Below are 13,468 nucleotides of genomic sequence, written 5' to 3' on the forward strand. Positions count from 1 at the left end.
TTGCAAGGTGGTATATCGTTTAAAAATGCTAAACTAAGAATTATTTAATACTCCCCCCAACTTTTCGGTATGATCCGTGGTATATCGTTTAAAAATGCTAAACTAAGAATTATTTAATACTCCCCCCAACTTTTCGGTATGATCCCATTTAGTGTCATATCAGCGAGGGGCAAAAAAACAAAAAAGCTTCAGATTAATCTGAAGCTTTTGGGTAAGTAATGGGGCTCGAACCCACGACCCCTAGAACCACAATCTAGTGCTCTAACCAACTGAGCTATACCTACCGTGATTTTGTGATACAAAAGTAGAATTAATCTGCATATACTCCAAATATATTTTTCAAAAATAGGGCTAGATTTATCGAAAAACCTCATTTCTAATGAGATATTTTATTGTTTTGGTTCCATGTACTGGTTAATAAAAGACAATATGGCCCTTTAAACTGTAAAATATGCGAATTCATACTCCTGAAAAATTAAGCAATAGTCCCACAATCTTGAATATACCCTTCAATCAACAAAAATGTTTTTTGAGATTAAGACTATTGTGCTTTCCTAAAGGTCATCAAATTTTACGTAATAATATTACATGTATTTATTGTTTTGCAATGTTAAAGTTACAATTGTTTGCTCTTCGGGAATGCTGTTGATTTTAATTTAATTTATTATATTAGGTGAGCTAATTATTTTACTAACCAACTAGTACACGATATGATATCCAAAAATATTTTTGTTGGTTCCTGTTTTATTGGTAGCCTTCAATTTTACACTTATTTATTTAACGATGAAATAGGGGATGTAGGCCTAGGTTTATTCATTAACGACCGTGAATATCCATTATATTATATTATCAATACGAAAACTAATAAAGTGCATATTAGTTTAGATGAGCAACAGTTTTTTGAAATCTGTAAACAGAGTAAATTTAGTGTTTCTGAGCGAAGAGGTATATTCCAGGAATTTATGAAATACATGCAGGAGATGGAACATTTAGGGGCTAAGTTGATGTTTAAAAATGAGAAGATCAAGTATTTATCCAGCTCCAGAGAAATGTTAAAATATAAGCGAATATATATCCATTACAATGAGTTAAAGGGTGATTTTACGGCTATTCTGCAGCAGTAAGTGTGTTTGAAACCGCTATTCGAATTCTTTTTACGATTTCCAGCATTTCGGAAGGGGTTAGATTGCCAAATCCCAAGCGCATTCCACAATAGTTTTTTTGTTGATATAACAAGGTTTTAGGGATAAAGACATCTTGTTTTAAAGCGTTTTTACTTAGTTTCATCAGATTAATGCTTGCCTTCCAATTTATCCAGAATGCTAAGCCACCAGTAGGGATTTGGAAATGAATATATTCACCCAACTCTTCCCTCAGTAAATCGGCGAAGATGTCTCTGCGTTCTCGGTATATTTTTATTGATTTTTTAATATGTCGGTGAATTTCACCTTCTTCGATCATTTCACCTAAGGCTTGTTCCATCAGGAGGTCGCCCTGCCGATCAATAATTCCCAAATGCTTTCGCATTTCTTGCATCAGGTTTTTGGGGCATACGATAAACCCGGTGCGAAAGCCAGGAGCCAAAGATTTTCCAAAGGAACTCACATAGATACACATGCCTTTTTGGTCGATGCTTGATAAAGGTAGTGCAGCTTGTTTCGTATATTGAAAGTCATAATCGTGATCATCTTCAAGGATTACAAAGCCAAATTCATAAGCCAATTGAAGTAATTCCATTTTTCTGGATAAACTCATGCTCACGGTAGTAGGATAATGCTGCTGCGGAGTGATATAGACCATTCGTATCGTTCTTTCTAGGCATATTTTTCGCAAAGCCTTCGTGTCTATTCCTTCCTGATCTAGGGGGACGGTCCAGATTTTACTGCCTGATTTTTGAAAAATCATATTCGCTTCAAAATAACTTAACTCTCCAACGACAATTTGGTCTTCAGCCTTTAGCAGAATTTCCGAAATGATATATAAACTCATTTCAATACTTCGAGTGATCAGGATATTCTCAGGAGCAATTAATAGGTTTCGGGTGTCGTGTAAGTAATTGACCAGTTGCTCTTTGAAATATTCACTGCCATCCTGATTGTAATATCCCATTTTTTTACGGTTTCCTTTGCGCTTTAAATTAGCGGCATAATATTGGGACAAAATGCCAACACTCGTTAATCGGATATCCGGTATGCCATCATTGAGCAAGTATTCGCAACTGGTATGTTCGAAAGGATTGTCTAACAGGATGGATTTACGGAACTCGAAGCCCGTTTCAACCGGGTATTTGTTGGTAGAATTTTCTTTTTCATTCCGCTCCGGCAATTGATCCGTAATAAAAGTTCCTTTATTCGGTAGAATTTCAAGCCATCCTTGGTCTGCTAATTCATTATAAATCGCTGTCGCCGTATTCCGATGGATGTTTAACAAATTACTTAATAGCCTAGTTCCTACAAGTTTTTGCCTTGGTTTAAGCACTCCTTTGTTGATTGCATAAATAAATTGATTGCTAATTTGTAGGTAAAGCGATTGATTAGACTTACGGTCTATTTGAATAGATTGATAAAAAGCAATATTAACCGGACTATACATTATAATAAAACTGGTACCTGTTTACAGACCGGTAAGATAATATATTTGGAAGAAATTTGAAAGTTATGAAAGAATTATTGAATAATATCGTCTCAAATGATTATGCGCATGCAAAATGGTTGAATACCTTATCATTGATGGAAAACTGTGGAGCTCGTAAAATTTCAGCCTGTGAAGATTTTTCTTTTACCAATATCATTCAACTAAAACACGCTGCAGAAGAACATAGACATGCCTATTATTTAAAAAAACAATTGCAAAAATTAGGATTAGAAGGCTTCGAGAGGTACACGAAGGATAATTTATTAGCGGGTTTTTCTTCCATGCAATACCTCAATCGATTAGATGTATCTGTCTCTAGGTATTTAAAAAACAGCTTAAACCTACAAGGCATACCTTTAAAATATGCATCCTACCTATTTGTGACCTATGCAATAGAACTTCGAGCAGATGAATTGTATCCCATATACCAAGAGGTGCTTTCTGCGCATGAATCCAAAGTAGTCGTAAAATCCATCATTTTAGAAGAAGAGGGGCATTTAGAAGAAATGATTTCTCAGCTAAAAGAATTTTCAAAGGATTGGGAAAAATACGCCAATGAAATTTGTGCCTTAGAACAGGATTTGTTCCAAGCTTGGACTACTGAGTTGAAGAAAGATATTCCGTCAGGAAAAATTAAGGATGATGTATTGGTTGGATAAATTAGCAAAAAGAGCTGATTTTGGCTTTCGTCGACAATTGCATGTTCATTCGAATCAGGCGATTGATTTTTACTCCAATGATTATTTGGGATTAACCAAAAACAAGGCTTTTAATCAAGATTTATTACAGCTAGTTAATGATTTTCCAGAAACGATATTGGGGAGTACAGGAGCAAGGTTGGTCAGCGGCAATTCGGTAATAAAAGATGCTGTGGAAGAGGAGATAGCCTCCATCCATGGGTATGATTCAGCCCTTATTTTTCCGACAGGTTATTTGGCAAATTTGGCATTATATTCCTGTATAGCCCATCGGCACGAGCATGTTTTTTTAGATGAGCAAGTTCATCGTTCCATTTTGGATGGTTTTAGATTAGCAGGAGTCCCTGTTATCAAATTTAGACATAACGATCTCGAACATTTAACCAGCTTACTTAGCAAACATCCAGGATCGAAATGGGTGGTTATAGAGAGCTTATACTCGATGGAAGGGGATCTAGCACCTTTAGCTGAAATTATCCAAGTATGCAATCAATTTCAAGCCAAGTTAATGGTGGATGAAGCCCATGCTTTCGGTGTATTTGGCTTAGGCTTTGTGACGAAATTACAAATACAAAAACAAGTGTTTGCTTGTACTATTACTTATGGTAAGGCGATGGGGCTGCATGGAGCAGCTATTTTATGTTCCAATAAATTAAAAGAATACCTTATAAATTTTGCTGCGCCATTTGTGTATTCCACCGCATTACCGGATTATCACTTTAAATCCATAGCATTGGCATACCGTTTCATTGAGGAAAATCCTCAAATTCAAGGGATATTATCCCATAATATTCAATACTATAAAAATCAATGTAAGCAGAGTCAGCCGAAGGCTATTGGGGCGATACAACCCATTGTATTTGATTCCAGCGAAAAGTTGTTGCATGTGAAAGATGAATTGGGAAAACAGGGCATACTGACCTATGCCATGTTGGCTCCTGCAGTCCCAGCAAATAAACAATGCTTGAGAATATGCTTACACGCGACAAACTCGAAACAAGAAATCGATTTATTAGTTCATCAGCTTCATCATTTAATATGATTAAAGGTTACTTTATTACCGGAATAGGCACTTCGGTTGGGAAAACAGTAGTTTCAGCAATGTTGGCGATGCATTGGAATACAGCTTATTGGAAACCTATTCAATCTGGAGATATCCATCAAACAGATAGTCAACTGGTCGCTCTTTTATCCCAACAAACCGTTCCAATCCTGCCGGAAGTTTATAAGCTTCAAGCTGCCGAATCTCCCCATTATGCCGCTGAACTCCAAGCTGTCCATTTGAATATGTCACAAATAAAAAGACCAGATCTGGAGCAAGGTTTATTAATTGAAGGTGCGGGAGGGGTTTATGTTCCTATCAATGAGCAATATGTGATGTTGGATCTCATGAAACAATTGGATTTACCCATCATTTTAGTTTGCAGAGATTACCTAGGTTGCATTAACCATACTTTATTATCCATCCAAGCCATTCGTTCCGCGGGCTTAGCATTACACTATTTGGTTTTTAACGGGAATTTTAAAGAATCAAGTTCGCGAATCATTAAACAATATTTACCCAGCGATTGCAAAATCATAGTTATACCAGCGCTACCTGAACTGAATGAAAAGCAGGTACGGGAGGCTATACCACATATTAAAATTTATTAGAAAAAACATATGAAAGAAAATTTCACCATCAGGCATGATTGGTCCAAGGAAGAATTACTAGGGATTTATCAACAACCTTTATTGGAATTAGTTTATCATGCTGCCCAAGTGCATCGAGATTGGCAACCAAAAAATGAAATTCAAATTTCCACCTTATTATCTATAAAAACGGGAGGCTGTCCGGAAGATTGTTCCTATTGTGGTCAAGCTGCCAGGTATCATACAGGAATCAATGTTCAATCTTTATTGCCAACAGAAGAGGTCATCAAGCATGCGCAAAAAGCTAAAGAAACCGGTTCAACTCGGTTTTGTATGGCTGCAGCTTGGAGGGAAGTAAGAGACAATAGGGATTTTGATCGAGTAATAGACATGGTAAAAGGAGTAAATGCCCTTGGATTAGAAGTATGCTGTACCCTAGGGATGTTAACAGAAGGGCAAGCGATTCGTTTACAAGAGGCCGGATTATATGCCTATAATCATAATTTAGATACTTCTGAAGAGTTTTATGAAGAGATTATTTCCACAAGAACGTTTGATCAGCGAGTGGATACCATTAACCAAGTTAGGAAGGCTGGAATTACAGTCTGTTCCGGAGGGATTATTGGTTTAGGTGAACGATTGGAAGATCGAATATCCATGTTAAGAACATTAGCAAATATGGAGGTGCATCCAGAATCCGTTCCTATTAATGCATTAGCACGTGTGCCTGGTACACCCATGGAAACCATGCCTAAGGTGGATGTATGGGATATGGTTCGTATGATTGCTACGGCTAGAATCATTATGCCATCATCCATGATTCGGTTAAGTGCAGGGCGAATGGAAATGTCTGAATCGGAACAAGCTTGGTGCTTTATGGCTGGGGCAAATTCCATCTTTTCGGGGGATCGTAAAACACTTTTAGTCACAGATAATCCAGGATGGGACGAAGATGTACAATTATTGAACACATTGGGGTTAAAGCCAATGACTACTAAAAAAATGCAGGCATGCAACATAAGTTAATGGCAAGGGATGCTCAGGTGAATTGGCATCCCTACAGCCAAATGAAAAACACCGTCCATATTCCTATTGTTAGGGGGGAAGGTGCATATTTATACGACGCCAATGGGAATTCATATTTGGATATGGTCTGCTCTTGGTGGGTCAATCTGCATGGGCATGCTCACCCTTACATTGCTCAAAAAGTATATGAACAATTAACTCGTTTAGAACATGTCATATTTGCTGGATTTACACATGTTGGCGCTATTGAGCTATCGGAACGCTTATTAGCCTTATTGCCTAAAAATCAAAAAAAAATCTTTTACAGCGACAATGGATCCACGGCCGTGGAGGTAGCATTGAAGATGTGCATACAATATGAACAAAGTAAAGGCAGGCAAAAGAAAAAGATTATGGCATTTCGCCAGGGTTATCATGGGGATACATTTGGTGCAATGGCAGTTAGTGAGCGTGGACATTGGACCAACTGCTTTTCTGATTACCTATTTGATGTGATTTACTTGGATGCTCCAACAGCCACTAATTTTAATTTAAATAAAAGCATCATTGATCAGCATGCGAATGAAACCATCTGTATCATTTATGAACCTCTTATTCAAGGTGCAGGAGGGATGTTGATGCATGAAGCTTGCGATTTAAATTTACTCATGAATTACTGTAAAAATCAGCAAATCTTGTTAATACAGGATGAGATTTTTGTAGGATTTGGAAGAACAGGGACGATTTTCGCAGCAGATCAATTAAACTTCGAGGCAGATTTATATTGTTTATCCAAAGGCTTGACAGGAGGTACCATGGCTTTGGGAATAACAAGTTGTACACAAGAAATTTATCAGGGTTTTTATCATGATGATAAGAAGCAGGCATTTTTTCATGGCCATTCCTTTACCGCGAGTCCAGTCGCCTGTGCGGCATCTTTAGCCAGTTTGGATTTGTTATTGGAAGAGCAGACTAATAAATCAATTCAACATATAATCTTGATGCATCAAGCCTTCGCAGGATTATTAAAAGAATGTGATAAAATTGAAAATATAAGGCAATATGGAACCTTATTAGCATTTGATTGGCTAGTGCCAGAGGAAACTTCTTATTTCAACTCCATACAATCCTACTTATATCAGCGATTTTTAGAACATGGTATACTATTAAGGCCTTTGGGAAATACCATCTATTTATTACCACCTTACTGCATAAGCGAGCAGGATTTGCAAAGATGTTATCAACTTGTATTAGCGGTGTTAAAATCTGATTAACAGCACTAGTACAAGTTGTATTCGTTATTTTTTGGTTGCTGTTATTGCATATACCATGGGGATTTTACCTTCCAATCCTTCAATTTGGAATTTTCCTGGCGCTATTTCTAGGCAGTTTGAAAAACAGTTATAAGGTGAAAAATCATATTCATGGAAGGTGTCAATTTGCAATCCATTAGCTAACAGCGATTGTAAAACATCGGTTAGGGGGTGGTTCCAAGAAATTGCTGTGGCCTTGATGTTCGCTTCTCGATCGGCATAGGTTCCCTCTTCGTTATCTACAATGCTTTCTACATTGAAATAGCTGTATTGGAATTGTTTAAAATCATTGTCAAACATCCAAATCACCGGATGAAATTCCACAAAAACTAATTTTCCATTAGGTTTTAAACTTTGGCTGATCATTTTTGCCCAAGGCATTAAATCAGGCAACCAGCCTATTGTTCCATAACTGGCGAATACGATATCAAATTGCTTTTGCAATATATTGAACGTGTTATAAACATCATCGCACACAAATTGAGCGTTTAATTGCAGTTCTTTGGCTACTGTATTCGCATAATTGATTGCTTCATCCGCAAGATCAATTCCGGTTACCTGAGCACCCATTCGAGCTAGTGATAAGCTGTCTTGTCCAAAATGGCATTGCAGGTGAAGAATATCTTTACCTTGAACATCTCCTAGCAGATTTAATTCGACTGCGTTTAATGAGGATTTGCCTCCAAGAAATGCTTCCTGACCATAAAAATCGGACTTAATATGGTTTGGAGTTTTTAGATTCCAGAGTTCTTTATTGATACTTAAATAATCGTATTGTGCAGACATCATTCCTTAGTTAAGGGATTATTTTCTTAAATTGTTAAATTCAAAAAATATAAAGCTTAATTTTTAATTAGTAAACGAAGTGAAGTTAATAAATATGTAATTTATTAAAAAGAATATCATGGAAAAAAAAGTATATGATACATTAAGCGAAGCTGTAAATGATTTGCAACGCTTAGGCTATGTGACGGATTTTTTAATTAATGAGGACGGATCTTGTATATATTGTTCTGGTGGAAATATAGAATTATCTCCTGATGAATTTGAAATAGATTTAATTTACCGTTTTGAAGGGATGACTGATCCTGCAGATGAGAGTATATTGTTTGCCATTTCGTCCAAAGATAATTTAATAAAAGGATTGGTAATCAATAGTTTTGGGGCTGATTTTGGTTATCGTTCTGCTAAAATTGTGGAAGACCTATTTAAAAAAAATAGATCGGAATAGAATCTCGAATTATATTAGATTTAATTTATACATACATCGCTTATCTCCGGAAATGATATGCTCCTTGCGTTCTATTTTTACCTGATTGCCAAATAAAATCGAAAAATTATTTATTTCTGCTTGACAAAAATGAGAACAGTTTTTAGCAGCTGATAATATGGGGCAATGATTTTCTATAAAATAATAATCGTTATCTTCCTTGTACCATTCTGCCATATATCCTTCCTCAGTCCTTATTTTTACGATAGCTTTTAATCGCTCCTCCAAACAACCTGCAAAGCTCAATTCTTTTTGATACTCGCTTAAGCTTGTTTTTTCACAGTCCTTAATCAGTAAATGAAGGGCATTTTCACCTAAAAGTTTTTTTATGGAATCAATCATTTGAACTGTGACAGTGGCATGAGCATCAGGGAATTTAGCAATTGCGGTATTGCTTAATGAGTAAAAAGTACAGGGTCTGCCTACACCTGAACTGACACAGTTTTTTTCTAATAAACCTTCTTCTAATAGTTTAAGTAGATGCTGTCTGGCTCCTTCTTTAGTGATGGAAAGTTCCTCCGCAATTTCTCCTGCATCGAGTGTTCCTCGCTTTTTGAGTAATAATAATATTTGTTCCGGACTGCTTTTTTTCATTATTGTGATCCAAATGCTTAATTCCTGCAAATATAATGATTGTAGTACTCCTTCGGGTATTTAATCTTATTTGATGACTTTGATAAGATGAAAATAATAAATAATGACAATAATAAAACAATTGTTTACTTGTTTTATTGTTGCTAATTCTTAGTTTTGATTACGATTTATCAGCGGTTTATTTTATATATTTTTTGTTAACAGTTTGCATGATTTTATTCCTTATTGAATAAAAGAGACATATTAACCAACTTCCCAATGGAAAATTTTATCCTATCATTTCGATGCACCTTAAAGACCCTTTTAGAAAGGGAATCTTTGTTTTTTAAATTAAAAGAGCAATTTCCACAAATTTCTATGCTTTCAGTAGATATGGATGATAAGCAATTTGTTTTAAGGATACAGAGTACGCAGCGTATTGAAATGGAAATACAGCAATATTTTTTAGAATTAGGTCACCGAATTGCTTTTGGTTCTGTAAAAACTATTGATGCTATTATTGAAAAATCAAAAACGGCCTAAAAACATTTATTTTAATTTTTTTATTTGAGAAAGAAGCCCATGTATTTGGGTTTCTTTTTTTTTAATTAAAATTTTGAAAACTAGGCTGTTGCGTGTCTTAAAATTGCTGTTTTAGGTTGATAAAATTCCAAAAAATGCGCCAATTTTATTGTTTTTTATCTTAAATATCAGGACAGGGCAGGATAGCACTGAGCAATATGTGTTTTATATTTGACAAAATAAGCAAAGAAATTACGTCAACTTAAACCTTTTAAGCAATTAAATTTTTTTTAAAACCAAACAGAATTTTTAGTTAATTCTGTTTGGTTTTTCAACAAAGTAAAATCAATTTAAAGCTTGAAACCTAAAAATATAGTATAAACATCTTTAATTCAATTGGTTCATAAGGGTTAATCTTATTAATCCTTAGGTAAATTCCTCGATGTGAATCGGGGAATTACTATTTTAAGGGGCTTACTAGTGGTTATCTTATTAAATATTTAGCTATATTATCCCGTTCTAATCAATGCAGGACGGTGCAGGATACCATAGCAATTTTAGAATATTAATTTTGATATTGGTCTGTATAGACCTAACCAATGCTGCCAAGATGTATACGATCTTAATGAATGATATAAAAATGAACCGATTGAAATTATTTTTTGTTTTATTAATCAGTGTAAGCTTAATAATAAGCTGTGATTCAAAAGCTGATTTTGAACCTATTGCTTTACCAAAAAACAGTCATATTGTTTTGATTGGTAATAATTTAGGTTCTAGGATGTTGGAGTATGGGGACTTCGATACCGAATTGTATGCGCGCTATCCAGATAGTAATTTATTTATTCGAAATATTTGTAGTCCAGGAAATACCGCTGGCTTCCGACCTCATCCTTCTCGTAATTCTCCTTGGGCATTCGAAGGAGCATCTGCATTTAACCCTGAATTTGATATTAAAACAGGTAGTGAGGGGCACTTTCCAACCGAAGATGAATGGATTACTAAACTAAAAGCGGATATAATTTTTTGTTTTTTTGGATATAATGAATCTTTTAGAGGGCCTGAAGGTTTAAGCGATTTTAAAGCAGAAATAGCTGCATTTATTGAACATAGCCAAAAACAAAATTATAACGAGGGTAAAGGTTCTAAACTCATATTGGTTTCACCAATCGCATTTGAAGATTTATCTGATCATTTAGATCTTCCAAATGGGGAAGAGATTAATGCTAATTTAAAAATCTATACAGCGGCTATGAAAGAAGTAGCAAAAGGGAAAAATGTTGCTTTCATAGATGCCTTTAATTTTAGTAAAAATTGGTATAAAAACTCACCAGAAGATGTTACAATAGATGGTTCTCAATTATCTGAAGAGTCCTATCAACGATTCGCGAAATTTTTAGTTGATCAATCCTTTGGCGAATCGCCAGATGCTAAAAATATCGATCGCGCAAAAATTAAAGAAGCAGTTTTAGAGAAAGATTGGGTTTGGACCCAAGACTTTAAAATACCAAATGGTGTACATGCCTATGGTAGAAGGTATAACCCTTTTGGACCCGATAATTACCCATTTGAGATCGAGAAATTAAATCAGATGGTGGCAAATCGGGATACCGCCATTTGGCTTACCGCACAAGGAAAGTCCTATGATTTGCAATCGATGGATAAGAATACATTGAAATTACCTGAGGTAGCTACCAATTATGCTGGAGGTATGGAGGCGCAGGGAAGTTATCTTTATGGCGATGATGCAGTGGCTAAATTTCACACTGCTCCAGGATACAAAATAGAATTGTTCGCTTCTGAAAAAGAATTCCCAGATTTGGCAAACCCTGTACAGTTATCTTTTGATAGTAAGGGTAGACTTTGGGTAGCGACAATGCCGAGCTATCCGCATTGGAAAGCTGGAGATGGCCGTCCTAATGACAAGATTATTATATTGGAAGATACGGATGGCGATGGTAAAGCCGATAAGCAATCGGTTTTTGCAGATAAGCTACATTTGCCAATCGGATTTGAATTTACTCCAGATGGCGTTTACGTTTCTCAAGGAAAAAATCTTGTCTTATTAAAAGATACAGATAATGATGGGAAAGCTGATAAAAAAGAAATTATACTGAGTGGTTTTGATGATCACGATACCCATCATGCCCACAGTACCTATGTCATGGATCCTTCGGGCGCCTTTTATATGGCTGAAGGGGTGTTCCTTCATACCAATGTGGAAACTTCTTATGGTCCCGTACGTGGTACAAATGGAGGTTTTTATCGTTATTCTCCACAAAATAAACGTTTAGAACGTGTAGCTCAATTATCTATTCCAAACCCTTGGGGTATAGCGTTTGATTCTTGGGGACAATCTATCTATGCAGAAACTTCAGGTCCTGATGTGCGCTGGATGTTGCCAGGAAGTATCTTTCCGCGATATGGAGAAGCAAATGATAAATCCTTTAATTTGGTTGAAGAACAGCATAAAGTAAGACCAACATCCGGCTTGGAGTTTGTTTCTAGTAGACATTTCCCAGATGATGTTCAAGGTGATTTTTTAATAAACAATACAATTGGTTTCCTCGGGGCTAAACAACATACTTTTGAAGATGATGGTACTGGATATAAAAGTAAACATAGACAGGATTTGTTTTGGTCAGATGATCCTAACTTTAGACCAGTAGATTCGGAATTTGCTCCCGATGGATCCTTGTATATTGTCGATTGGCATAATATCTTAATCGGTCATATGCAGCACAATGCGCGCGATCCGCTAAGAGACCATGTGCATGGTCGTATATATCGCTTGACTTATCCTTCAAGACCTTTGGTAAAACCTGCAAAAATAGCAGATGCATCCATCAGTGAATTATTTGAAAATTTAAAGTTACCTGAAGATAGAACACGTTACCGGACTAGAACAGAGTTGAGAATGCGTCCAGTAAATGAGGTAGAAAAAGGATTGAAGAAATGGATTGCCCAGTTAGATCCTAAAGATAAAAACTACGAACACCAGATGCTAGAAGGTTTGTGGGTGAGTTGGGGTATCAATCGGATTGACCAAGCTTTGTTAGAAAAACTACTTAAAGCCAAAGATTTTCGAGCAAGAGCAGCAGCAGCACATGCGATTCGATATAATAGTACAAAGCTGAAAAATTACAAAGCATTATTACAACAAGCTGTACAAGACGAACAAGGTCGGGTACGCTTGGAGGGAATTACTGCTGCATCATGGTTAGCGCCTGCGGATGGTTTGGAAGTATTAGCCAAAGTGGATACGCTGAAATTAGATGATTGGTTAAAAGCTTCTTATAAGACATCCTTAGCCCATCTTAAAAATGAATCTGTTGGAAATCCAGAACGTACTGAAGCTACTGCCAGCCATTTAAAGGGAGAAGACTTAGCACAATTTAAACGAGGTGCAATCTTATACAACAAAGAAGGTTTCTGTGTCACTTGCCATCAACCAAACGGCAAAGGCTTGGAGAGTTCAGGCTTTCCTCCATTGGAAGCTAGTGCCTGGGTGACTGGAAGTACAGAACGATTAATTAAACTTACTTTGAACGGTTTAATGGGGCCTATTGAAGTCAATGGTAAAAAGTACCCTGGTCAAGTTCCAATGACCCCTTTTGGTGGTTTGTTAAATGATCAAGAGGTGGCCGATGTATTGACTTTCGTACGGAACAATTTTGGAAACAAAAGTTCCGTGATCTCCCCAGCGGAAGTGAAAAAAATCAGAGATTCTATCCGTGATAAAAAAGGATTTTATGCTCCAGAAGAATTATTAAAACAACATCCATTAGAAAATTAATTGAATTCAGATCAAGTAATCGATC

12 protein-coding genes and 1 tRNA gene are annotated in these 13,468 nt (G+C 36.2%); 9 read left to right on the top strand and 4 right to left on the bottom strand.

The genetic code is table 11. The annotated features are described in order from the left end of the window. Window positions 1–210: 210 nt before the first annotated feature. A tRNA-His gene (locus ACFRAE_RS16890) sits at window positions 211–284 on the bottom strand. A gap of 426 nt (window positions 285–710) precedes the next feature. On the opposite strand from ACFRAE_RS16890, the gene ACFRAE_RS16895 reads away from it, so the two are divergent. Continuing rightward, window positions 711–1,124 (top strand): hypothetical protein, encoded by a 414-nt coding sequence (locus ACFRAE_RS16895; protein ID WP_422798351.1) that lies wholly within the window; start codon window positions 711–713, stop codon window positions 1,122–1,124. On the opposite strand, the gene ACFRAE_RS16900 is transcribed toward ACFRAE_RS16895, so the two are convergent. Further along, on the bottom strand, window positions 1,108–2,592 hold the full coding sequence (locus tag ACFRAE_RS16900) for a PLP-dependent aminotransferase family protein (RefSeq protein WP_422798352.1): 1,485 nt from the start codon (window positions 2,590–2,592) through the stop codon (window positions 1,108–1,110). The genes ACFRAE_RS16895 and ACFRAE_RS16900 overlap by 17 nt on opposite strands. Before the next feature lie 65 nt (window positions 2,593–2,657). Between ACFRAE_RS16900 and ACFRAE_RS16905 the strand changes: the two genes are divergently transcribed. From ACFRAE_RS16905 to bioA, 5 genes are read left to right on the top strand one after another with little or no spacing between them, the layout of a single operon-like run. Next, complete coding sequence (locus tag ACFRAE_RS16905) at window positions 2,658–3,293, top strand: hypothetical protein (RefSeq protein ID WP_422798353.1); 636 nt, start codon at window positions 2,658–2,660, stop codon at window positions 3,291–3,293. Next, the gene (locus ACFRAE_RS16910; protein WP_422798354.1) at window positions 3,274–4,374 is read left to right on the top strand and encodes an aminotransferase class I/II-fold pyridoxal phosphate-dependent enzyme; all 1,101 of its coding nucleotides are present in this window, start codon (window positions 3,274–3,276) and stop codon (window positions 4,372–4,374) included. Before ACFRAE_RS16905 ends, ACFRAE_RS16910 begins: the two co-directional genes overlap by 20 nt. Then, window positions 4,371–4,985, top strand: coding sequence for a dethiobiotin synthase (gene bioD / locus ACFRAE_RS16915; RefSeq protein WP_422798355.1), 615 nt, complete (start codon window positions 4,371–4,373; stop codon window positions 4,983–4,985). The genes ACFRAE_RS16910 and bioD overlap by 4 nt, the downstream gene beginning before the upstream one ends. A 9-nt stretch (window positions 4,986–4,994) precedes the next feature. Continuing rightward, window positions 4,995–5,990, top strand: a complete 996-nt coding sequence (gene bioB, locus ACFRAE_RS16920; protein ID WP_422798356.1) for a biotin synthase BioB — start codon at window positions 4,995–4,997, stop codon at window positions 5,988–5,990. Next, entirely contained in the window at window positions 5,975–7,243 is a 1,269-nt protein-coding gene (gene bioA, locus ACFRAE_RS16925; protein ID WP_422798357.1) for an adenosylmethionine--8-amino-7-oxononanoate transaminase, read from the top strand. The genes bioB and bioA overlap by 16 nt, the downstream gene beginning before the upstream one ends. A gap of 24 nt (window positions 7,244–7,267) precedes the next feature. Here the strand turns inward: bioA and ACFRAE_RS16930 are convergent, their stop codons facing one another. Further along, the gene (locus ACFRAE_RS16930) at window positions 7,268–8,071 is read right to left on the bottom strand and encodes a class I SAM-dependent methyltransferase (protein ID WP_422798358.1); all 804 of its coding nucleotides are present in this window, start codon (window positions 8,069–8,071) and stop codon (window positions 7,268–7,270) included. A 115-nt stretch (window positions 8,072–8,186) separates the two neighbouring features. On the opposite strand from ACFRAE_RS16930, the gene ACFRAE_RS16935 reads away from it, so the two are divergent. Next, the gene (locus tag ACFRAE_RS16935) at window positions 8,187–8,513 is read left to right on the top strand and encodes a phosphoribosylpyrophosphate synthetase (protein WP_422798359.1); all 327 of its coding nucleotides are present in this window, start codon (window positions 8,187–8,189) and stop codon (window positions 8,511–8,513) included. 9 nt (window positions 8,514–8,522) lie between these two features. On the opposite strand, the gene ACFRAE_RS16940 is transcribed toward ACFRAE_RS16935, so the two are convergent. Continuing rightward, entirely contained in the window at window positions 8,523–9,146 is a 624-nt protein-coding gene (locus ACFRAE_RS16940; RefSeq protein WP_422798360.1) for a helix-turn-helix transcriptional regulator, read from the bottom strand. A gap of 258 nt (window positions 9,147–9,404) precedes the next feature. Here ACFRAE_RS16940 and ACFRAE_RS16945 point away from each other — a divergent pair, with 258 nt between their 5' ends. Together ACFRAE_RS16945 and ACFRAE_RS16950 are read left to right on the top strand one after the other, a co-directional pair. Further along, window positions 9,405–9,668 carry a hypothetical protein gene (locus tag ACFRAE_RS16945; RefSeq protein ID WP_422798361.1) on the top strand — a complete coding sequence of 88 codons (264 nt, stop codon included), beginning with the start codon at window positions 9,405–9,407 and terminating at the stop codon, window positions 9,666–9,668. Between the two features lie 505 nt (window positions 9,669–10,173). Next, window positions 10,174–13,443 carry a PVC-type heme-binding CxxCH protein gene (locus ACFRAE_RS16950; protein WP_422798362.1) on the top strand — a complete coding sequence of 1,090 codons (3,270 nt, stop codon included), beginning with the start codon at window positions 10,174–10,176 and terminating at the stop codon, window positions 13,441–13,443. Window positions 13,444–13,468: the final 25 nt, after the last annotated feature.

Source organism: Sphingobacterium sp. HJSM2_6 (assembly GCF_049316305.1).
Taxonomy (GTDB): domain Bacteria; phylum Bacteroidota; class Bacteroidia; order Sphingobacteriales; family Sphingobacteriaceae; genus Sphingobacterium.

Excerpts from the sequence above, each read along its gene's own strand:
- ACFRAE_RS16895 (WP_422798351.1), top strand. The coding sequence starts at position 711 with ATGATATCCAAAAATATTTTTGTTGGTTCCTGTTTTATTGGTAGCCTT.
- ACFRAE_RS16900 (WP_422798352.1), bottom strand. The coding sequence starts at position 2,592 with ATGTATAGTCCGGTTAATATTGCTTTTTATCAATCTATTCAAATAGAC.
- ACFRAE_RS16905 (WP_422798353.1), top strand. The coding sequence starts at position 2,658 with ATGAAAGAATTATTGAATAATATCGTCTCAAATGATTATGCGCATGCA.
- ACFRAE_RS16910 (WP_422798354.1), top strand. The coding sequence starts at position 3,274 with ATGATGTATTGGTTGGATAAATTAGCAAAAAGAGCTGATTTTGGCTTT.
- bioD (WP_422798355.1), top strand. The coding sequence starts at position 4,371 with ATGATTAAAGGTTACTTTATTACCGGAATAGGCACTTCGGTTGGGAAA.
- bioB (WP_422798356.1), top strand. The coding sequence starts at position 4,995 with ATGAAAGAAAATTTCACCATCAGGCATGATTGGTCCAAGGAAGAATTA.
- bioA (WP_422798357.1), top strand. The coding sequence starts at position 5,975 with ATGCAACATAAGTTAATGGCAAGGGATGCTCAGGTGAATTGGCATCCC.
- ACFRAE_RS16930 (WP_422798358.1), bottom strand. The coding sequence starts at position 8,071 with ATGATGTCTGCACAATACGATTATTTAAGTATCAATAAAGAACTCTGG.
- ACFRAE_RS16935 (WP_422798359.1), top strand. The coding sequence starts at position 8,187 with ATGGAAAAAAAAGTATATGATACATTAAGCGAAGCTGTAAATGATTTG.
- ACFRAE_RS16940 (WP_422798360.1), bottom strand. The coding sequence starts at position 9,146 with ATGAAAAAAAGCAGTCCGGAACAAATATTATTATTACTCAAAAAGCGA.
- ACFRAE_RS16945 (WP_422798361.1), top strand. The coding sequence starts at position 9,405 with ATGGAAAATTTTATCCTATCATTTCGATGCACCTTAAAGACCCTTTTA.
- ACFRAE_RS16950 (WP_422798362.1), top strand. The coding sequence starts at position 10,174 with ATGCAGGACGGTGCAGGATACCATAGCAATTTTAGAATATTAATTTTG.